General features: G+C 74.9%; 18 protein-coding genes. 8 read left to right on the top strand and 10 right to left on the bottom strand.

Annotated features, from left to right (window positions below; all coding sequences use genetic code 11):
* Positions 1–17: 17 nt before the first annotated feature.
* Positions 18–1,106, top strand: coding sequence for a hypothetical protein (locus tag AB0H75_RS10330; protein ID WP_367793607.1), 1,089 nt, complete (start codon positions 18–20; stop codon positions 1,104–1,106).
* Positions 1,107–1,142: 36 nt separating this feature from the next.
* On the opposite strand, the gene AB0H75_RS10325 is transcribed toward AB0H75_RS10330, so the two are convergent.
* Together AB0H75_RS10325 and AB0H75_RS10320 are read right to left on the bottom strand one after the other, a co-directional pair.
* Entirely contained in the window at positions 1,143–1,619 is a 477-nt protein-coding gene (locus AB0H75_RS10325; RefSeq protein WP_367793604.1) for a hypothetical protein, read from the bottom strand.
* 46 nt (positions 1,620–1,665) lie between these two features.
* The gene (locus AB0H75_RS10320; RefSeq protein WP_367793602.1) at positions 1,666–2,424 is read right to left on the bottom strand and encodes an alpha/beta hydrolase; all 759 of its coding nucleotides are present in this window, start codon (positions 2,422–2,424) and stop codon (positions 1,666–1,668) included.
* A gap of 161 nt (positions 2,425–2,585) precedes the next feature.
* Here AB0H75_RS10320 and AB0H75_RS10315 point away from each other — a divergent pair, with 161 nt between their 5' ends.
* Positions 2,586–3,296, top strand: coding sequence for a lysophospholipid acyltransferase family protein (locus AB0H75_RS10315; protein WP_367793599.1), 711 nt, complete (start codon positions 2,586–2,588; stop codon positions 3,294–3,296).
* Between the two features lie 76 nt (positions 3,297–3,372).
* Here the strand turns inward: AB0H75_RS10315 and AB0H75_RS10310 are convergent, their stop codons facing one another.
* The gene (locus tag AB0H75_RS10310; protein ID WP_367793596.1) at positions 3,373–3,834 is read right to left on the bottom strand and encodes a MarR family winged helix-turn-helix transcriptional regulator; all 462 of its coding nucleotides are present in this window, start codon (positions 3,832–3,834) and stop codon (positions 3,373–3,375) included.
* Between the two features lie 81 nt (positions 3,835–3,915).
* Between AB0H75_RS10310 and AB0H75_RS10305 the strand changes: the two genes are divergently transcribed.
* Positions 3,916–4,362: a DoxX family protein gene (locus AB0H75_RS10305; RefSeq protein ID WP_367793593.1), complete on the top strand. Its 447-nt coding sequence runs from the start codon at positions 3,916–3,918 to the stop codon at positions 4,360–4,362.
* 186 nt (positions 4,363–4,548) lie between these two features.
* On the opposite strand, the gene AB0H75_RS10300 is transcribed toward AB0H75_RS10305, so the two are convergent.
* Positions 4,549–5,460, bottom strand: coding sequence for a LysR family transcriptional regulator (locus tag AB0H75_RS10300; RefSeq protein ID WP_367793590.1), 912 nt, complete (start codon positions 5,458–5,460; stop codon positions 4,549–4,551).
* Between the two features lie 114 nt (positions 5,461–5,574).
* On the opposite strand from AB0H75_RS10300, the gene AB0H75_RS10295 reads away from it, so the two are divergent.
* Entirely contained in the window at positions 5,575–6,930 is a 1,356-nt protein-coding gene (locus tag AB0H75_RS10295) for an MFS transporter (RefSeq protein ID WP_367793587.1), read from the top strand.
* Here AB0H75_RS10295 and mmuM read toward each other — a convergent pair.
* Together mmuM and AB0H75_RS10285 are read right to left on the bottom strand one after the other, a co-directional pair.
* Complete coding sequence (mmuM, locus tag AB0H75_RS10290; protein ID WP_367793584.1) at positions 6,902–7,780, bottom strand: homocysteine S-methyltransferase; 879 nt, start codon at positions 7,778–7,780, stop codon at positions 6,902–6,904. The two genes, AB0H75_RS10295 and mmuM, sit on opposite strands and share 29 nt — an antisense overlap.
* A gap of 155 nt (positions 7,781–7,935) precedes the next feature.
* The gene (locus tag AB0H75_RS10285; RefSeq protein WP_367793581.1) at positions 7,936–8,604 is read right to left on the bottom strand and encodes a Crp/Fnr family transcriptional regulator; all 669 of its coding nucleotides are present in this window, start codon (positions 8,602–8,604) and stop codon (positions 7,936–7,938) included.
* A 74-nt stretch (positions 8,605–8,678) separates the two neighbouring features.
* Between AB0H75_RS10285 and AB0H75_RS10280 the strand changes: the two genes are divergently transcribed.
* Positions 8,679–8,945, top strand: coding sequence for a YciI family protein (locus tag AB0H75_RS10280; protein WP_367793578.1), 267 nt, complete (start codon positions 8,679–8,681; stop codon positions 8,943–8,945).
* A gap of 155 nt (positions 8,946–9,100) precedes the next feature.
* Here AB0H75_RS10280 and AB0H75_RS10275 read toward each other — a convergent pair whose 3' ends face one another.
* Together AB0H75_RS10275 and AB0H75_RS10270 are read right to left on the bottom strand one after the other, a co-directional pair.
* Positions 9,101–11,839 carry a VIT domain-containing protein gene (locus AB0H75_RS10275; RefSeq protein ID WP_367793575.1) on the bottom strand — a complete coding sequence of 913 codons (2,739 nt, stop codon included), beginning with the start codon at positions 11,837–11,839 and terminating at the stop codon, positions 9,101–9,103.
* On the bottom strand, positions 11,836–12,564 hold the full coding sequence (locus tag AB0H75_RS10270; RefSeq protein ID WP_367793572.1) for a MerR family transcriptional regulator: 729 nt from the start codon (positions 12,562–12,564) through the stop codon (positions 11,836–11,838). Before AB0H75_RS10270 ends, AB0H75_RS10275 begins: the two co-directional genes overlap by 4 nt.
* 127 nt (positions 12,565–12,691) lie before the next feature.
* On the opposite strand from AB0H75_RS10270, the gene AB0H75_RS10265 reads away from it, so the two are divergent.
* Positions 12,692–13,159, top strand: coding sequence for a Dps family protein (locus tag AB0H75_RS10265; RefSeq protein ID WP_367793569.1), 468 nt, complete (start codon positions 12,692–12,694; stop codon positions 13,157–13,159).
* A gap of 158 nt (positions 13,160–13,317) precedes the next feature.
* The gene (locus AB0H75_RS10260; RefSeq protein WP_367793566.1) at positions 13,318–14,340 is read left to right on the top strand and encodes an alkaline phosphatase PhoX; all 1,023 of its coding nucleotides are present in this window, start codon (positions 13,318–13,320) and stop codon (positions 14,338–14,340) included.
* 165 nt (positions 14,341–14,505) lie between these two features.
* Here AB0H75_RS10260 and AB0H75_RS10255 read toward each other — a convergent pair whose 3' ends face one another.
* On the bottom strand, positions 14,506–15,420 hold the full coding sequence (locus AB0H75_RS10255; RefSeq protein WP_367793563.1) for a GNAT family N-acetyltransferase: 915 nt from the start codon (positions 15,418–15,420) through the stop codon (positions 14,506–14,508).
* Positions 15,421–15,442: 22 nt separating this feature from the next.
* Between AB0H75_RS10255 and AB0H75_RS10250 the strand changes: the two genes are divergently transcribed.
* Complete coding sequence (locus tag AB0H75_RS10250) at positions 15,443–16,402, top strand: lactonase family protein (protein WP_367793560.1); 960 nt, start codon at positions 15,443–15,445, stop codon at positions 16,400–16,402.
* Here the strand turns inward: AB0H75_RS10250 and AB0H75_RS10245 are convergent.
* Positions 16,395–17,951: an FGGY family carbohydrate kinase gene (locus tag AB0H75_RS10245; protein ID WP_367794219.1), complete on the bottom strand. Its 1,557-nt coding sequence runs from the start codon at positions 17,949–17,951 to the stop codon at positions 16,395–16,397. The genes AB0H75_RS10250 and AB0H75_RS10245 overlap by 8 nt on opposite strands.
* Between the last annotated feature and the right edge of the window lie 117 nt (positions 17,952–18,068).

Below are 18,068 nucleotides of genomic sequence, written 5' to 3'. Positions count from 1 at the left end.
GTGCGCTCTGTCTGATCTTGGCGACGTCCGTGGCCCTGTCGCAGGGCACGCCCGCCGCGCATGCCGATCCTCGCAGCCCCGCCGCGATCGAGGCGTGGCAGCAGTCGACCAGCGTGCGCCTGCAGGCCGACGGCTCCCTGTCCGACGTGCTCGCCGTCTCCTCCGGCGACGTGTGGGCGGTCGGCCAGCAGCAGATCTGGGACGTGTGGAAGAACCGCGGCACGATCCGCCACTGGGACGGCTCGCGCTGGAGCGAGGTGGCCGTCCGCGACGCCACGGCGGCGGGCAACCTGCGCAGCCTGGCCGCGGCCGGCCCGTCCGACGTGTGGGCGGTGGGCGACGGCCACGACGGGCTGCCCTACCTCGCGCACGGCGACGTCACCGGCTTCGACCGGGTGCGCCCGCAGGAGCTGCGGGCCGGCGACTGGCTCGGCGGCGTCGACGCCAAGGGCGGCAGGATCGTCGCGGTCGGCAGCCGCGAGAAGCAGGGCCTGATCCTCACCGGCCAGGGAAACGACTGGACGGCGCAGCAGATCAAGGACGAGGGCGCGCTGTACGCGGTGGCGGGCGGCTTCGCCGTCGGCGACACCGGTGCCGAGCCGCTGATCGTCCACTACGCGGGCGGCGCGTGGAGGTCCATGCCGCTGCCCTCGATCCCCGGCGGCTACCTGCGCGACGTCCAGACCGACAACGCCAGGCGGGCGGTCGCGGTCGGCGGCGTCTACCGCGGCCCCGGCGACATCGCGCCGCTCGTGCTCGTCTGGAACGGCAGGCGCTGGAAGCAGCAGGAGGTGCCCGTCCCCGGCGCCCGCCTCTACGGCGTGACCGGCGACGGCAAGGGCCGCTACTGGATGACCGGCTACGACCCGGCGCGCGCGGCCGAGGCGTTCGTGGCCCGCTGCGAGAAGGGCTCCTGCGAGGTCATCCGCGGCGCCGCCGACAAGGGCCGCAGCAGCGTGCGCCTGCAGGCGGTGACCTACATCGCGGGCAAGGGCGCGGTGTGGGCGGTCGGGCACGCGGTCGACACCTCCGACCGCTACACCGACGTCGTGGAGTCCTTCGCGCCCAGCACGGCCGTGGCCTCCAGCACCCAGTCGAGGTCCTGACCGCCGGCCGGGGTCCGGCCCCGGGCGCCGGCGGGGTCAGAGCACGGCGCCGTCGTCCCAGCCGGAGTCGTTGGACGGCGGGCCGTCGCCCATGCGCACGACCAGCGCCACGAACCCGCCGATGAACGCCGCCACCGCCGTGAACAGCGCCCAGCCCTCCATGTGCCAGCTCGCCATGGCGGCGACCAGGAGGTAGGCGGGGCCGCCGAACAGCGCCACCCACGCCAGCTTGGTCGCCAGGTCGAGCTTGGGGAGCGGCGGGGGCGGCGGCGGCACGTAGTGCCCCTCGTCCGGCTCCGGCTCCGGCTCCGTGTCGGCGTCGTCGTGCCGGGCCCCGGGGTCGTCGAGGTCCTCCTCGAGCTCCTCCGAGGGCTTCACCACCCGCCGGGCGGGCTCGGCCGGGACGTTCTCGCTGTCCGGCCACGGCTGGTCGGCCGGATCCCGCTCGGCGGTGTCGTTGAAGGACGCGACGATCTGCCGCCAGACCTCGTCCTCGTCACTCTGGGGCGTCACCTAGATGGGCCTCTCCGCAGCGATCGCGACTTCCCCCTGGGTGCGATCAGTCCCTCTGCAAGGGTACCGAGGCATGTGTCCGGATGAAGTCGAGGCTGCCGGCAAAGATCGTGTCGGCGTCGTTGTCGAGCGTCGCAACATGGTAGCTATCGGTAAGCTCCTCGATCGTGGCCTGCGGGACCTTCCTGCGGATGATCGCCACACTCGTCGGCTTCACCACGTGGTCGTCCACGCTGTGGTAGACGAGCAGCGGCTGCGTCACCTTCGCCAGGTCGGCCTGCACCAGCGCCCACAGGCCGGGCAGCGACGCGGCGGCCTTGACCGGGGTGCGGGCGTAGGCCAGCTCGGTCACGCCGGCCTTCTTGACGTCGTTGGCGACGCCGGGCACCGACGGCACGAACCACTTCAGCAGCGGCGCCAGCCGCAGCAGCGGCACGTCGTTGGCGATGCTGGGGTTGACCACCACCACGCCCCTGATGGCCTGGCCGTGCACCTCGGCGAGCCGCAGCGCCAGGCAGCCGCCGAGCGACAGCCCCGCCACGAACACCTCGGCGCAGCGGCCCTGGAGGTCCTCGAACGCCTTCTCCACCTCGGCGTACCAGTCCTCCCAGCGGGTGCGGTTCATCTCCTGCCACCGCGTGCCGTGCCCCGGCTGGCGGGGCAGGGAGACGCTCAGCCCGTGCCGCGCCAGGAACTCCGCCCACGGCCGCAGCGACTGCGGCGTGCCGGTGAACCCGTGGCAGAGCAGCACGCCGATCTGGCCTGCCTCGTGGTGGTAGGGCTCCGCGCCTGGCATGAGCGGCATAACAGCTCCTCCATGCAGTTTCATTCCAGCAATTCATCCTGGAACGGCCCGATCGTCGCACGTTCGGGGGTGTTTGTGCGAGAGCTGGTGTAGTTGCAGGGCCCTCGGGATGGGAAGATGACTCTGCCCGCCGACGAACGTGCTGGAGAAGAGGTGCCGGAGTGTTCTACTGGGTGGTCAAGGCCATCTTGGGGCCGTTCCTCCACCTTGTGTTCAGGCCCTGGACGGAGGGCGCCGACAACGTTCCCAAGGAGGGGCCGGCGATCCTGGCCGGCAACCACCTGTCCTTCGCCGACCACTTCTTCGGCCCGCTCCAGCTCAAGCGCAAGGTGATCTCGCTCGGCAAGTCCGACTACTTCACCGGGCGCGGGATCAAGGGCTTCTTCACCCGGCTGTTCTTCAGCGGCGTCGGCACCGTGCCCATCGACCGCTCGGGCGGCAAGGCCAGCGAGGCCGCGCTCCGCACCGGCCTGCGCATCCTGCGCGAGGGCCACATCCTCGGCATCTACCCCGAGGGCACGCGCTCGCCCGACGGCCGCCTCTACAAGGGCAAGACCGGCGTGGCCCGGCTCGCGCTGGAGTCGCGGGCGCCGGTCATCCCCTGGGCGATGGTCAACACCTACGAGATGATGCCGCCGGGGCGGCCGCTGCCCAAGCTCGGCATCCGGCCGGGCGTCAGGTTCGGCAAGCCGCTCGACTTCTCCCGCTACTACGGCATGGAGGACGACCGGCTCGTGCTGCGCGCGGTGACCGACGAGATCATGTACGCGCTGATGGAGCTGTCCGGCCAGGAGTACGTCGACAAGTACGCCGCCAGCGCCCGGGTCGAGATGGAGCGCGCCGCCCGCGCCGCCGCCACGAAGAAGCCGTGAACTGACAGTAGCCGCTCGGTGTCGTAGAGTAACCTACGATGCTTCGAGCGTGCGCGTTCCCGCCGCCCGGCAGGCGTCAGGGCGCGGCCCTCAACGCCTGCTCGGTCTTCCGCATGGCCGCGCCCACCGTGCGCAGCTCCTCGGGGCTGAGCCGGTCGATCAGATACGCCCGCACGACCTCCAGGTGGCCGGGCGCCACCTTCTCCAGGCAGTGCCGGCCCGCCTCGGTGAGCACCGCCAGCACGCCGCGCTCGTCCGACGGGCAGGACGCCCGCTCCACCAGGCCCACCTTCTCCAGCTGGGTGATCTGGTATGTCAGGGCGCTCTTCGACACCACGCAGCCGCGGGCCAGCTCGGTCATCCGCATCCGCCCGCCGGGGGCGCCCGAGAGCCGCACCAGGATCTCGTACTGCGGGTGCGTCAGCCCGGCCGCGGCCTTGAGCTGCTCCTCGATGCGCCGTTCGAGCAGGTGCGCGGTCGACAGGAAGGCGCTCCATGCGGCCATCTCCGTCGCGTCGAGCCATCGGGTGTCCGTCACGGCCTCAGTGTATATGTTGTTCAATTTTGAACTTCCAGGCTAGGCTCTTGTTCGAATTCAAACGATCTTCGAGGAGGCCGCATGTTCGACCAAGCCCGTCCCATCGTCCTGCTGTTGTCCCGGATCGCGGTGGGGGTGATCTTCCTGGTGCACGGCTACCAGAAGTTCGCCACCATGGGGATCGCGGGCACGACCCGGTTCTTCGAGTCCGCCGGCATCCCGCTGCCCGGCCTGGCCGCGCCCGCCGTGGCGGTGCTGGAGGTGGCCGGCGGCCTGGCGCTCGTGCTCGGCGCGGCGCTGCCGATCGTGGGCACGCTGCTGGCCCTCGACATGTTCGGCGCGATCGCCTTCGTCCACGGGGCCAACGGGCTGACCGGCGAGGGCGGCTACGAACTCGTCCTGGCGCTGGCCGCGGCGAGCCTGGCGGTCGGCTTCACCGGCGGCGGGGCGCTGTCCCTCGACGGCTTCCTCGCCCGCCGCCGCGCCGCCGCTGCCGCCGCTGCCGCCACCCAGCCCGCCTCCGCCTGACCCGCCCACCCGCCCCGATCCCGCCCGCCCCGATCCCGCCCGCCCTGATCCGGCTTGCCCGGGTCCGGCTCGCCTGATCCGGCTTGCCCGGGTCCGGCTCGCCTGATCCGGCTTGCCCGGGTCCGGGCTGCCTGGTCGGGGCCGTCCGGTCCGGGTCGCCTGGCCGGGGCCGTTCGGTCGGCTCGTTCAGCGGGGCGGAGGGCCGGTGAGGACCTCGCGCACCCGCTCCCTGAGCCAGGCGTGCGCGGGGTCGGCGTCGTGGCGCGGGTGCCACGCCTGCGACAGCGCCATCTCCGGCAGCTCCAGCGGGATCGGGAACGTCACCAGCCCCAGCGCCCGCACCAGCGGCGCGGTCAGTCGCTCCGGCGTCATCCCCACCAGGTCGGAGTCCCGCACCGCCAGCAGCGACGCCCCGAACGTCGGCACCGACCCCGCGATCCGCCGCTCCAGCCCCCGGGCGGCCAGCGCCTCGTCCACCGGCCCCCGCGTACGGCCCCTGCGGGTGGCGATCACGTGCTCGGCCGCCGCCAGCCGCTCCGCCGTGACCGGCCCGTTGAGCAGCGGATGGCCGGGCCGCACGACGCCGATCGCCCGGTCGGCCATCAGCGGCTCGACCCGCGTCTCCGGCGCCGGGTTCTCGATCACCGTCACCTCCAGGTCGGCGCTGCCCTCGCGCAGCGCGTGCTGGTCGCCGTGGCCCTCGGGCAGGAAGTGGAACGTCACCCCGGGCGCCGACCGGGCCGCCTCGGCCATCAGCGGCAGGCTCACCGCCGTGATCACCGCGTCCGAGGCCAGGATCACGAACCGGCGCACCAGCGTCGCCGGGTCCAGCCGCCCCGGCGGCGTGAACACCCGTCGGGCCGCCTCCACCAGCCCCCGTACCTCCTCCCGCACGGCCAGGGCGCGCGGCGTCGGCACCATCTGCCGTCCCGACCGCACCAGCACCGGATCGCCCATCGCCTTCCTGATCCGGCCGAGCGTGCGGCTCATGGCGGGCTCCGACAGGTGCAGCCGGCGCGCGGCGGCCGACACGCTGCCCTCCTCCAGCAGCACGTCCAGCGCGATCAGCAGGTCCAGGCTCGGTTGCGTCTGACGCATATATCACCTGAAAAAGATGCATTTGAGGTCAAGTCACCTCCGAGTCTACGGTGAGATCCGCGGGAGGCCTCCGCCGCGACATCCATCCACACCCACCTGCTCGGGGGTTCACCCATGCCTGTCACCGTCCGGGAAGAGACCGGGCATCCCGCCAGGACACGCGTCATGGCCCTCATGGCCGCCACCGTGGTCCTCGCCGTCGCCCTGGTCGCCGCCGTCAACCTCGCCATCCCCACGCTCGCCGCGAGCGAGCTGCGGCCCTCGCCGTCGCAGATCCTGTGGATCGTCGACGCGTACGTCATCGTCTTCGCCTGCCTGCTCATCCCCGCCGGCGCGGCCGGCGACCGCTTCGGCCACAAGGGCACGCTGCTGGCCGGGCTGGGCGTGTTCGCCGCGGGCTGCCTGGCCGCGTCCCTGGCGCCGGACGTCACCACGCTCGTCGCCGCCCGCGCGCTCAGCGGCGCCGGGGCCGCCCTGGTCATGCCCGCCTCGCTGGCCCTGACCGTCGGCGCCTACCCGCCGGCCGAGCGCGGGCGGGCGGTCGCCGCCTGGACCGCCGCCACCGGCGTGGCGGGCGTGCTCGGCAACCTGGGCGGCGGGCTGGTCATGCAGTACCTGCCGTGGCGGGCGCTGTTCGCCGTGCCGGTCGCGCTTGCCCTGGTACTGGCGCCGCTGGTGGCCGTCACCGTGCCGCGCGCGCCCCGGCACCCCGCCTTCCTCGACCTGCCCGGCGCGGGGCTGCTGACGGCCGCGTCCGTGGCGCTGCTCGTCGGGATCATCGAGGGGCCGGAGGCCGGATGGGGGAGCGGGCTCGTGCTCGGCTCGTTCGCGCTGGCGGCCGTGGTGTTCGCCGCCTTCACCGCGTACCAGCTCCGCACGGCCCGGCCGCTGCTCGACCCCCGGCTGTTCCGGGTGCGGCGGCTGCGGGCCGGGACGCTCGGGGTGGGGCTCACGTTCTTCGGGCTGTTCGCGCTGTTCTTCATGAACGCCCGCTTCCTGCAGGAGGTCATGGGCTACTCGCCGCTGCTGACCGGCGTGGCCATCGTGCCGCTGACCGTTCCCATGATCGTGCTGTCGCGGATGTCGGCCCGCTTCTCCACGCGGGCGGCCGTGCCCGCCGGGCTCGCCGGGAACGTGGCCGGGCTGGTGCTGCTGTCGTTCGCCGGCGCCGGGACGCCGTACCCGGTCTACGCCCTCGGGCTGCTCGTCATGGGCGCGGCGATGGGGGTGTGCCTGCCGGTGCTGTCGCACGAGATCATGGCGGCGCTGCCGCGCGAGCGGGCCGGGCTCGGCTCCGGGCTCAACAGCGCCACCCGGGAGCTGGGCAGCGCGGTCGGGGTGGCCGTCATGGGCACGGTGGCCGCCACGCACGGCATGGCCGCCGGCTACCGGGTGGTGGCCGCGGTCGTCCTGGCCGGCGGGCTGCTCGTCACCTGGTGGCTCACCCCAGGTGGGCGCGGATCTGCCTGATGTGCTCGGGGGTCGTCCGGCAGCAGCCGCCCACCATCGAGGCGCCCGCCCGCCGCCACTCCGCCGCCGCCCGGCCGAAGTCCACCGGGTCGGCCAGGCCCAGCCAGCGCCGGTGACCGGCGTCCCAGCTCTCGCCCGAGTTGGGGTAGACCACGATCGGCAGCCCCCCGGCCGGGCCGCCGGACAGGCGGGCGATCAGCGCGGGGATGTGGCGGGGCGCGGTGCAGTTGGCGCCCACGGCCACCACGCGCGGGTCGCCCGCGAACAGGGCCGCGGCCGCCAGGATCGGGGTGCCGTCGTTGATGCGCTCGCCGTCGCGGCAGGAGAAGCTGATCCACGCCCTGGCGCCGGGAGTGTCGCGCAGCAGCCGGGCCAGGGCCCGCGCCTCGGGGTAGGAGGGGACGGTCTCGCAGGCCAGCAGGTCGGCGCCGGCGGCGGCCAGGGCCTCCCAGCGGGGGCGGTGCCAGGCGTACAGGGCCTCCTCGTCGAGGTCGTAGTCGCCGGTGTACTCGGCGCCGTTGGCCAGGAAGGCGCCGTACGGGCCGACCGAGGCCGCCACCAGCCCGTGACCGGCCTCGTCGCGTGCCTGCGCGGCCAGCTCCACCGACAACCTGAGCAGCGCCTCCGCCTGCCGTGCGTCGAGGCCGCGCCGCGCGAAGCCCTCGAACGTGGCCTGATAGCTGGCCGTCGTGGCCACGTCGGCGCCCGCCGCGAAGTAGTCGGCGTGCGCCTGCCGGACCAGCTCGGGCCGCTCCAGCAGCAGGCGGGCCGACCAGAGCTCGTCGCTGAGGTCGGCGCCGAGGCGTTCGAGGTGGGTGGACAGGCCGCCGTCCAGGACAAGTGTGCTCACCCGTCCAGGGTAAGAGCGCCGCGAACGCCCCGCCGCCCGCTCGGGGAAGCCCGCCACCCGCTCCGGGAGTTCCGCCGTCCTGTCCAGAAGGCGGGCCTGTCCGGAAGGCGGGGCCTGTCCAGAAGGCGGGCCTGTCCGGAAGGCGGGGTCGCGGGTCAGCGACCGGCCAGGCGGGCCAGGGCCCGCCGATCGAGGACGACGACCTCGCCCGGAGCCAGCTCGATCACGCCCCGGCGGGCCAGCGAGCGCAACGCCCGGTTCACGCTCACCCGGGTCGCGCCGATCTCCGCGCCCAGGCCCGCCTGGCCCGCGTGCAGCGGCACCCTCCCGTCCGCACTCCCGCCGTCCGCGCACCGGCGGGCCAGCCAGCTCGCCACCCGGGCGGGCACGTCCCTGACGGCCGCGTCGGTCAGGCGCTCGTCGAGGTCGCGTACGGTGGCCGCCAGGGTACGCAGCAGCCGGGCCGCGACGGACGGATCGCCGCCGACCAGCTCCAGCACCGCCGCGCGCGGCAGGTAGGCCACCTCCACCGCGGTCACCGCCGTCCTGGTCGCGCGGTGCGAGCCGTCCACCAGCAGCGCCGTCTTGTCGAACGCCACCGGCGCCGCCTCCACCGCCAGCACCACCTCCCTGCCCTCCGCGCTCACCCGCCCGGCCTTGACCCGCCCGGCGAGCAGCACGATCAGCTCCCCGGCCGGGTCGCCCTCGGTGCACAACACCTGCCCGGACGGGTAACGCCGGTGCCGGGCCAGGGCGGCCAGGCCGCGCAGCCGCTCCTCCTCCAGCCCGGCGAGCATCGGCAGGTCGGCCAGCGTGTACGTCATGTATCCCGCTATACACCCCACCCGTGCCGGACGAGGCTGACCGGCACCGGCCCCGCCGCCTACCGTTCCCTGGCATGACGAGATACGTGGTGCACCTGACCTTCGGCGACGACCCCCGGCGGCTGACCGCGCGGCCCGCGCACCGGGAGCACCTGCGGCGCCTCCAGGAGGAGGGGCGGCTGGTGACCGCCGGGCCGTGGGCGGACGACAGCGGGGCCATGCACGTGTACGAGGCGGCGGACGCGGACGAGGTGCGGGAGATCCTGCGGCGGGACCCGTACACGGAGGTGCCGGGGTGCCACGAGGTCACGCTGCTGAAGGAATGGACCCCGATCATGTGACCCGCCACGCCGGGACCTGAGTCGTGTCCGGGGCTCGTGTCCGGGGTCCGTCCCTGTGGCCTGTGCCCGGAGTCCGTGCCCGAGGCCCGTGCCTGGGGGCGGGACCCCAGGCACGGGCCGGGAGCGGGGGTGTGGGCTCGGCCTGGGGCGACCGGTCAGGTGCGCTTCCAGAAGGGGGTGCGACGGGGGCCGCCCGCGCGGCCGCCGCCGTCGCCCGCGGGGCCGTCCGCGAGGCCACCATCGCCCGCGGGGCCGTCCGCGAGGCCGCCGTCGCCCGCGGGACCGCCGTCGCCTGCGGGGCCGGTGGCCGGGTCGCTGTCCGGGGGGTCGCCGGCCGCGCCCGGCGGGGGAGCGGAGGGCGCGGGGGCGCCGGTCAGGGTGGTGAGGGTGGCGACGGCGTGGGCGTACAGGGCGTGGGCGTCGGCGCCCGGGTGCTCGGCCGCCTCCAGGTCGCGGGCCAGCGCCTCCAGCCGTTCCTCGCCGCCCAGGTACTCGGCCAGCGCCGACAGCCGGGTGCCGAGGTCGGCGAGGTAGGCCAGGTCGGGCGCGGGCAGGGCCTTCAGCCGGTCCAGCTCGGCGAGGAGCTGCGGGCGTACCGACTCCAGCCCGCGCGCCGGTCGCGGCGCGAAGCGGGACTTCCCGCGCCCGCGCAGCCCCTTGCCGGGCGCGGAGGGCGCGGAGGGCGCGGAGGGCGCGGAGGGCACGGAGGGCACGGAGGGCACGGAGGGCACGGAGGGCACGGAGGGCGCGGAGGGCGCGGGTGGTGCGAGCGGCGCGGAGGGCGCGGGCATCGGTGGCCGCCGCCCGGCGAGATCCGCCCCGCTCTCGGGAAGGCCGGGCCCGCCACCGGCAGGCGAGCCGGGGCCCCCGCTCGCGGGCGAGCCGGCCCCGCTGCCCGCAGGGGGGCGAGGCCCGCCTGCGGGAGTGGCCGGGCCGCCGGTCAGGAAGTCCGGGATGTCGGCGGCGAAGCTCTCGGACGGCTCCATCCGCGCCCGGGGTGCGCGCATGCGGGGGGCGGCCGCCGGCATGGCCATCATCCGGGCCGCGCCGAAGGCCCCGCCCGCCGCCGCCGGCGGGACCGGCAGCTCCCACCCGCTCGGCGGCTCGACCGGCTGGAGGACGTGGTGCTCGGGCTCGCCGCCCGCGACCTGCCGGGTGTCCACCGCCACGTACGCCGTGAAGCGGCACAACACGCCGTTCTCCAGCGAGACCCGCACGATGCGCGACTCCAGGTCGTGCTCGCCCATCGCGTACCGGTCCTCCAGCTCCCGCAGGTGGGCGCGGGCCCAGACGGCGCGCAGGGCCGGGGTGTCCACGGCGACGCCCTCGACCCGCTCCTCCCACGGCCCGCCCGCGCCCCGGCCACGGACGGTCACCGCGGAGCCGTCGCGGCACCGCCCGTACACGCGCAGCGGCACGCCGGGGAAGATCGAGCCGAGGTGGGTGACGGTCTCCGGCTCGACGTCCAGGCCGTCCAGTGACAGGTCGGTCACCAGGGGGGCGCCGATCCTGCGGTGGATGTGCTCCATGGCGGCGTCCAGGCGGTCCTCCGACTCGACCAGCTCGCACCGGCCCGCGCCGAGCCCGGCCAGGCGGCCGAGGAAGCCGGCGTTGACGGCCCTGTCGATGCCGACCGTGTGCACCCGCATGGCCGACAGCGCGCCGCCCGCCTGCTCCAGGATCTGGTCCTCGTTGCCCACCTGGCCGTCGGTGACCAGCACCACGACCCGCTCGCGCCCGGCCTCGCCGCCGCCCAGCAGCGCGACGGCCTGGCGCAGCGGCTCCAGCAGCTCGGTGCCGCCGCGGGCGTCCACGCGGGCCAGGTGCTCGACGGCCCGGTAACGGTTGCGGTCGGACGCCTCCGCCAGGCCCTCGAAGGCCGGCTCCACCACCGAGTCGAACGTCAGCACCGCGAAGCGGTCCTGCGGCGTCAGCGTGTCGACGATGCGGGCGGCGGCCCGGCGCGCGGCGACCATCTTCCAGCCGCCCATGCTGCCCGAGCGGTCGAGCAGCAGCACCAGGTCGCGCGACGCGCGGGCGGGCCGCAAGGGCGGCGGCACGACGGTCAGCGCGAACGTCCTGCCGCCCCCCTCCGTAGCGGTGTCGAGCTGCAGGGACGTGGACGCCTCGAACGACAGCCGCAGGATGAAGTCCCGGTCCAGCCGCTCGCCGGGGCGCAGCCGCACGGTGTGGCCGTCCTCCTCGACGACGTGCAGGCTGGAGGCCAGCTCGCGCAGCTCCAGCCCGGCGCCATCCACCGTGGCGGCCAGCGACAGGCGTACCGGGCTGGGGAAGCCGGGCAGCAGCACCGGCGGGGTGATCCTGGAGGCGTCCGGCACGGCCCCGGTGTCGGGCGCGACGCCGCCGCCCGCGGGCGGGCCGTCGATCGGGTCGCCGGGGATGTAGCGCGGCGCCACCACCAGCGGGAAGCGGAAGGTGGCCGCGCCGTCCTCGTACGGCAGCGGCTGGCTCATCGTCAGCCGCACCGAGACGTGCTCGCCGGGCAGGATGTTGCCCACCCGGATGGTGAACACGTCCGGGCGGTCCTCCTCGGCGATGGCCGCCCGCCTGCCCTCGCGCAGCGCGCGGTCGTAGTCGGCCCTGGCCTCGGCGCGCTCCTTGAGCAGGCCCTCGATCACGCGGTCGTCGGCCTCCATCCGGAAGCCGGTCACCGCGGCGCGGTCGGGCAGCGGGAAGACGTAGGTGGCCTCCAGCGTGACGTCGAACGGGTTGCGGAAGCCCTGGGTGACCTCCACGCCCGCGATCAGGCCCGAGATGTCGGCCGTGACGTCGACGCTCTCCAGCGGCAGGTTGCCGCGACCGGTCAGCAGCGCGCCGAACCCGGCGTCCGGCACCGGCAGGCACCGCGCGGGCTCCAGCGAAGTGATCTTCAAAGCAGCTCCCTCTCTTCGAGCACCGCGAGCAGCGGACCCGCCGCCGCCAGCACCGCTTGGACGTCCTCCTCGGACGGGACGCGGCCGCCGTCCCACACGAGCCGCACCCCGTTCCCCAGGCCGATCCCCGTCACCACGTCGGGCCGATCCAGGGCCGGGCCGCCGTGACCGGCGGGGGCGGCGGGCCGCTGCGCCCAGAACCGCGCCCGCCCGGCCGCCCCGTCCGGCGCCGGCGCGAGGTCGGCACGCGCCGCCGGAGCACCCGCCCGCGGCGGTACGCCGGCCGGGACGCTCGGCCGCGGCGGCGCGGCCGCCGGGCCGCCCGGCCGCGGAGGCGCGGGCGCCGAGGCGCCGGGCCGCGACGGTGCGGGCGCCGGGGTGTCCGGCCGGGTCAGCGCGGAGGCCGGGACGGCGGCCGTCTCCTCCAGCGTGCGGTCGGTCGCGCCCGCCAGGGCCGCCTGGATGTCGGCGATCGACAGGCCCGCCGCCTGGAGGCGCTTGACGGCGACCAGTTGCAGCAGGTGCCGGCGGCCGTAGCGGGCGACGCGTCCGCGGCGGGCCAGCGGCGGGTCGAGCAGCCCGATGGTCGTGTACCACCGGATGAGGCGCTCCCCGGGCACGTCGCGGACCCGCCCGTTGGGCGGCCCGCCGGCCGGGGCGGCGCCCTCGCGCAGCGCCCGGGCCGCGTGCTCGGCCAGCTCGCCGATGGTCCAGGTCTCGCTCATGCCCCCACCATGACACTGTCACTATTACAGTGTCAACGTTAGGCCGCCGAAAGCCTGGGCAGGGGGACGAAAGTCGCCAAATGACGGCAAGAAGGACGAAATCTGACGGACGGGGAGGAATCTCTAGATGGCCACGATCAAAGGTCCGCTCTCGGACGACGCCAGGAACACGGTCGCCGAGTGCCTGCAGGGCGCCCTGGTCGATCTGATCGATCTGTCGCTGGTCGCCAAGCAGGCCCACTGGAACCTCGTCGGCAGCCACTTCCGCTCGGTCCACCTCCAGCTCGACCAGGTCGTCCAGCTGGCCAGGACGCACATGGACACCCTCGCCGAGCGCGCCGTCGCCATCGGGGCCAACCCCGACGGCCGGGCCGCCACCATCGCCAAGTCCACCAAGCTGGCCCAGCTGGAGAGCGGCTGGCTGGAGGACGGCAAGGTCGTCGCGACCATCACCGACGTGCTGGGCGGGATCAGCAAGCGCCTGTACGAGCGCATCCAGCAGACCGAAGAGGCCGATCCGGTCACCCAGGACCTGCTCATCGCCGTGGCGCAGGACGTCGACAAGCAGCACTGGATGTTCCAGGCCATGAGCTGACCGGACCCGTGCCAGAGCCCGGGGCCCCGCGCGGCCCCGGGCTCTCGCCTGCCCGGCGCGAGCGGCGCCCACGGGGTTTGCGCAGAGTTTGAACGCGCGAGCCCTTGTCATTCATGTCGGTGCGGTCGACTAGCGTGGCACCTAGAGGGAGGCCCACGATGTCCCACAAGACTCTCCTCCGTACGGGCCCGCTCTTGCCGGGCGGCGCCAGTCCGTACGGGCCACTCGGCCCGCCTGACGCCGAAGGGCTCGCGTTGCCCTCGGGGTTCACCGGCCGGGTGGTGGCCCGCTCCGGCCACAAGGTCGCCGGGCTGACCTGGCACGCCGCGCCCGACGGCGGTGCCTGCTTCCCCGACGGCGACGGCTGGATCTACGTCTCCAACTCCGAGCTGCCGCTGCTCGGCGGCGCGTCCGCGCTGCGCTTCCGCCCCGACGGCGCGATCGGCGACGCCTACCGCATCCTGTCGGGCACCGATCTCAACTGCGCGGGCGGCGCCACGCCGTGGCACACCTGGCTGTCGTGCGAGCTCGGCCACCGCGGCCGCGTCTTCGAGTGCGACCCCTACGGCGTGCGGGCCGCCCGGCCCCGCCTGGCCATGGGCCGCTTCAAGCACGAGGCCGCCGCCTGCGACCCGGAGCGCCGGGTGGTCTACATGACCGAGGACGAGCCCGACAGCTGCTTCTACCGCTTCAGCCCGGGCGACTGGGGCGACCTGACCGAGGGCACGCTGGAGGTGCTGTGCGTGTCGGGGCGCTGGAGGGTGGTGCCGTCGCCGGCCGGGCTGCTGCAGGAGACCCGCCACCAGGTGGCCGACGCCCGCCGCTTCGACGGCGGCGACGCCTGCCACTACGCGGGCGGGGTCTGCTACTTCACCACGAAGGGCGACAGCGGCCTGTGGGCGTACGACGCGCAGGCCGGCACGCTGGAGCGGCTGTGCGCGGGCGTGCGGGCGATCACCGCCGCGCCCTCCGGTGACCTCTACGCGGCCCGGCAGGCCACGCAGATCGACGTGATCGCGCCCGACCGGGCGGTCACGCCGTTCCTGCGGCTGGAGGGGCACGGCGGGGTGGAGCTGACCGGCCTGGCGTTCTCGCCGCGCGGCGACCGGCTCTACTTCTCGGCCAGGCGCGGCCGCGCCGAGGGCCGCACGTTCGAGGTGAGCGGGCCGTTCCGCGGCTGACCCCGGCGCCGCGCCACGGCCGGTGCCGCGTCACGGCCCCGGGGCGGGGCCGCGGCCGGACCGGTGTCGCGGCCGGACCGGTGTCACGGCCGGTGTCGGCAGCGGTGTCGGCTGTCGCGGCCGGTGTCGACGGCGGTGTCGGCGGGGTCGGCGGCGCGGCCGGGGTCACAGGTCGAGCGTCCACCACTGCTCGGTGACCGCGACCCCGTTCTCCGTGCCCGGCTCCTCGGTCTCCAGCCGGAACCCGGCCGCCTCGTAGATGCGGCGGGCGCTGGCCAGGCAGTCGCGCGTCCACAGCGTGATCCGCTTGCGGCCGTCGGCGCGGGCGTGGCGCAGGCACTCCTCGACCAGCCGCCGCCCGATGCCCCTGCCGCGCGCGGACGGCTCGACCAGCAACATCCGCAGCTTGGCCTGCTCGCCGTCCTCGCGCACGTAGAAGACGCAGCCGACGCGCTCGCCGCCGGACTCGGCGATCCAGCCGGCGTCCTTGGTGAAGTCGAGGCCCGAGACGATGCCGGCCACGGTCCGCTCGAAGTCGGTGCCCCAGCCGTACTCGCGGCTGTAGAGCTCGCCGTGGCGCTGGACGACCCAGCCCAGGTCGCCGGTGCGCGGCGGCCTGATCACGTACGGCTCCGGCCCCGCCTGCCCACCCGCCAGCAGCGACCTGATCGTCGCCATGCTGCCGACCAGCCGGCCCTGGTCGGCCTCCGGCAGCCCGGACAGCAGCCTCTCGATCAGCTCCGCCGAGCGCCGGTCGAGGTCGGCGAAGGTGGCCGACCCCTTGGGGGTGAGCCGGACGACCTGCTTGCGCGCGTCGGCGGCCGAGCGCTCGCGCCGGATCAGGCCGTCGGCGTCGAAGCGGGTCAGGATCCTGCTGAGGTAGCCGGCGTCCAGGTCGAGCAGCGCCCGCAGCTCCCCGGTCTCCATCGGCTCGGCGTGCGCCAGCTCGAACAGCACCCTGACCTCGGTCAGCGAGTACGGCGAGTCCAGCATGCCGGCCTGGAGCACGCCGATGACCTTGGTGTAGAACCGGTTGAAGGCCCGGACCTCAGAAACCCTTGCTTCCGTCAACGAACTCATTGCCTTAGTCAACCATGAGAGGATGGCGGCTGTGAAGCACCTGCGCATAGGCGGTTACGGCCCGGGCATCGTCACGTTCACCGGTGCGGCCGCCGGCACCGGCGGAGGCGAGCTGACCCGGGTGGCGGCGCCGTCGTTCCTCGCCGCCCATCCCACGCTGCCGGTGCTCTACGCCGCCGGCGAGCTCGAACGCGGCTGGCTGACGGCCTTCTCCGTCCGCGACGACGGTGATCTCGCGCCCCTCGACGAGCGGCCGAGCGAGGGCTCCAGCCCCTGCCACGTGGCCGTGGACCCGTCCGGCACCCTGCTGGCCGCGGCCAACTACGGCGACGGCACCGCGGTGCTCTACCGGCTCGACGCCCGGGGCGCGTTCGAGGGCGACCCCGTCGTGCTGCGCCACGAGGGCTCGGGCCCCGACCCGGAGCGCCAGGAGGGCCCGCACGCCCACCAGGCCGTCTTCCACGACGGCGTCCTGCACGTCTCCGACCTCGGCACCGACGAGATCCGCCGCTACCGGCCCGACGGCTCCGCGCTGGAGCCGTGGACGCTGCACCCGGGCACCGGCCCCCGCCACTTCGCCTTCGACGCCCCGGGCGCCGGCGCCCGGCTCTACGTCGCGGGCGAGCTCGACGGCACGGTCACCATGATCGAGCCCGACGGGCGGCGCACGATCGCGCCGGCCTCCCGCGCCGAGGGCGTCCCCAACCACCCCTCCCACCTCCAGCTCGACGGCGCGTTCGTCTACGTCGCCAACCGCGGCCCCAACACCGTGGCCGTGCTGCGCGCCGCCGACCTGTCACCGGTGGCCGAGGTGCCCTGCGGCGGCGACTGGCCGCGCCACTTCGCCATCGACGGCGACCGGCTCTACGTCGCCAACCAGCGCTCGGGGCAGGTGGCGGTCCTCGCGCTCGGCGGCGGGAAGCCCGTGCCCACGGGGGAGTCGTACGAGGTGGAGAGCCCGTCCTGCGTGCTGGTCAGCTGAGCCGGGCGGCGGCCAGGCGGACGGCCGCCCGCCAGCGCTCGTAGGCGGCGTCGTCGCGGGCGCCGGGCTCGAAGCGCCGGTCCAGCCGCCAGGTCTCGCGCAGCTCGGCCCGCGAGCCCCACACCCCCGACCCCAGCCCGGCCAGGAACGCCGCGCCCAGCGCCGTCGTCTCCCGCACCACCGGCCGCTCCACGGGCACGCCGAGCTGGTCGGCCTGGAGCTGCATGAGCAGGTCGTTCGCGCTGGCCCCGCCGTCGGCCTTGAGGACCGGCACCGCCGCGGCGCCCGCCCCCGCCGTCCCCTCGCCCGCCGTCCCCCCGCTCGCCGTCCCCCCGCTCGCCGTCCCCTCGCCCGCCGCTTCCCGGCCGGTGGTGATCTCGCCGGCCATCGCCTCGGTGACGTCCCTGACCTCGAACGCGATCGCCTCCAGCGTCGCCCGCACCAGGTGCGCCCGCGTGGTGCCCCGGGTGATGCCGGCGATCAGCCCGCGCGCCTCCGGATCCCAGTACGGCGCGCCCAGCCCGGTCAGCGCGGGCACGAACACCACGCCGCCGCTGTCGGGCACCGAGCGCGCCAGCGCCTCCGACTCCGGCGCGGTCCCGATCACTCCGAGCCCGTCGCGCAGCCACTGCACGGCCGCGCCGGTCACGAAGATCGACCCCTCCAGCGCGAACGCGCGCTCCCCGGACGGCTCCTGCCAGGCCACCGTGGTCAGCAGCCCCGCGCGCGAGCGCACCAGCTCGGTGCCGGTGCCGGCGAGCACGAACGAGCCGGTCCCGTAGGTGCACTTCACCTCGCCGGCCGCGAAGCACGTCTGCCCGAACAGCGCCGCCTGCTGGTCGCCGGCCAGGCCGCTGATCGGCAGCTCCAGCCCCAGGAACGCCGCCGGGTCCGTCCGCCCGACCGGCCCGTGGCTGGGCACGATCTCCGGCAGCGCCCGCCCGGGCACCCCGAACAGCTCGCACAGCTCCGGCTCCCACCGGCCGGAGGCGAGCCCGTACAGCAGGGTGCGGGAGGCGTTGGACGGGTCGGTCACGTGCCGCGCGCCCGCCGTGAGCCTGGCGACGAGGTACGAATCCACTGTCCCCACCGCCACGTTCCCGGACTCCACGCCCGCCCACGCGCGCGGGTCGTTCGCGGCCAGCCAGGCCAGCTTCGTGGCCGTGAAGTAGGGGTCGAGGCGCAGGCCGGTCAGCTCCGCCACGCGCTCCTCGTGCCCGGCCGCGCGCAGCCGCTCGCACATCCCGGACGTGCGCCGGTCCTGCCAGACGATCGCCCTGCGGGGTGCGGCCAGCGTGCGCCGGTCCCAGAGCACGGCGGTCTCACGCTGGTTGGTGATGCCCAGGCAGGAGGGCGGGTCGCCGGCGTCGCGCAGGGCCGTGGCGCAGGCCGCGAGAGTGGCCTGCCAGATGTCCTCGGGGTTGTGCTCCACCCAGCCGGGCCGGGGGAAGTGCTGCGCGAATTCCTCGTACCCTTTCGCCGCTACCTGCCCGTTTTCGGTCACTAAAAGGGCTGTTACCCCGGTTGTCCCGGCATCGATGGCGAGCACACTCACGGAAATTCACTCCCGGCGCGGGTTTAGTTCGCGGACCTGGCGTTTGGTCTAGACCACTGCCCGCGCAGGCGGGCACAATGCGAGTCTGAATACAGAGGTCAGGTTCGTGAA

The sequence above is a fragment of the Nonomuraea sp. NPDC050783 genome (assembly GCF_040802095.1).
In the GTDB taxonomy this organism is placed as follows: Bacteria; Actinomycetota; Actinomycetes; order Streptosporangiales; family Streptosporangiaceae; genus Nonomuraea.
The sequence above is the reverse complement of the archived record's forward strand: the minus strand, read 5'-3'. Positions and strand labels throughout refer to the sequence as shown.

Coding starts and splice junctions, on each gene's coding strand:
- AB0H75_RS10305 (WP_367793593.1), top strand. CDS start 3,916: ATGTTCGACCAAGCCCGTCCCATCGTCCTGCTGTTGTCCCGGATCGCG.
- AB0H75_RS10280 (WP_367793578.1), top strand. CDS start 8,679: ATGACGAGATACGTGGTGCACCTGACCTTCGGCGACGACCCCCGGCGG.
- AB0H75_RS10260 (WP_367793566.1), top strand. CDS start 13,318: ATGTCCCACAAGACTCTCCTCCGTACGGGCCCGCTCTTGCCGGGCGGC.
- AB0H75_RS10300 (WP_367793590.1), bottom strand. CDS start 5,460: ATGCGTCAGACGCAACCGAGCCTGGACCTGCTGATCGCGCTGGACGTG.
- AB0H75_RS10250 (WP_367793560.1), top strand. CDS start 15,443: ATGGCGGCTGTGAAGCACCTGCGCATAGGCGGTTACGGCCCGGGCATC.
- AB0H75_RS10255 (WP_367793563.1), bottom strand. CDS start 15,420: ATGAGTTCGTTGACGGAAGCAAGGGTTTCTGAGGTCCGGGCCTTCAAC.
- AB0H75_RS10270 (WP_367793572.1), bottom strand. CDS start 12,564: ATGAGCGAGACCTGGACCATCGGCGAGCTGGCCGAGCACGCGGCCCGG.
- AB0H75_RS10295 (WP_367793587.1), top strand. CDS start 5,575: ATGCCTGTCACCGTCCGGGAAGAGACCGGGCATCCCGCCAGGACACGC.
- AB0H75_RS10265 (WP_367793569.1), top strand. CDS start 12,692: ATGGCCACGATCAAAGGTCCGCTCTCGGACGACGCCAGGAACACGGTC.
- AB0H75_RS10285 (WP_367793581.1), bottom strand. CDS start 8,604: ATGACGTACACGCTGGCCGACCTGCCGATGCTCGCCGGGCTGGAGGAG.
- AB0H75_RS10320 (WP_367793602.1), bottom strand. CDS start 2,424: ATGCCGCTCATGCCAGGCGCGGAGCCCTACCACCACGAGGCAGGCCAG.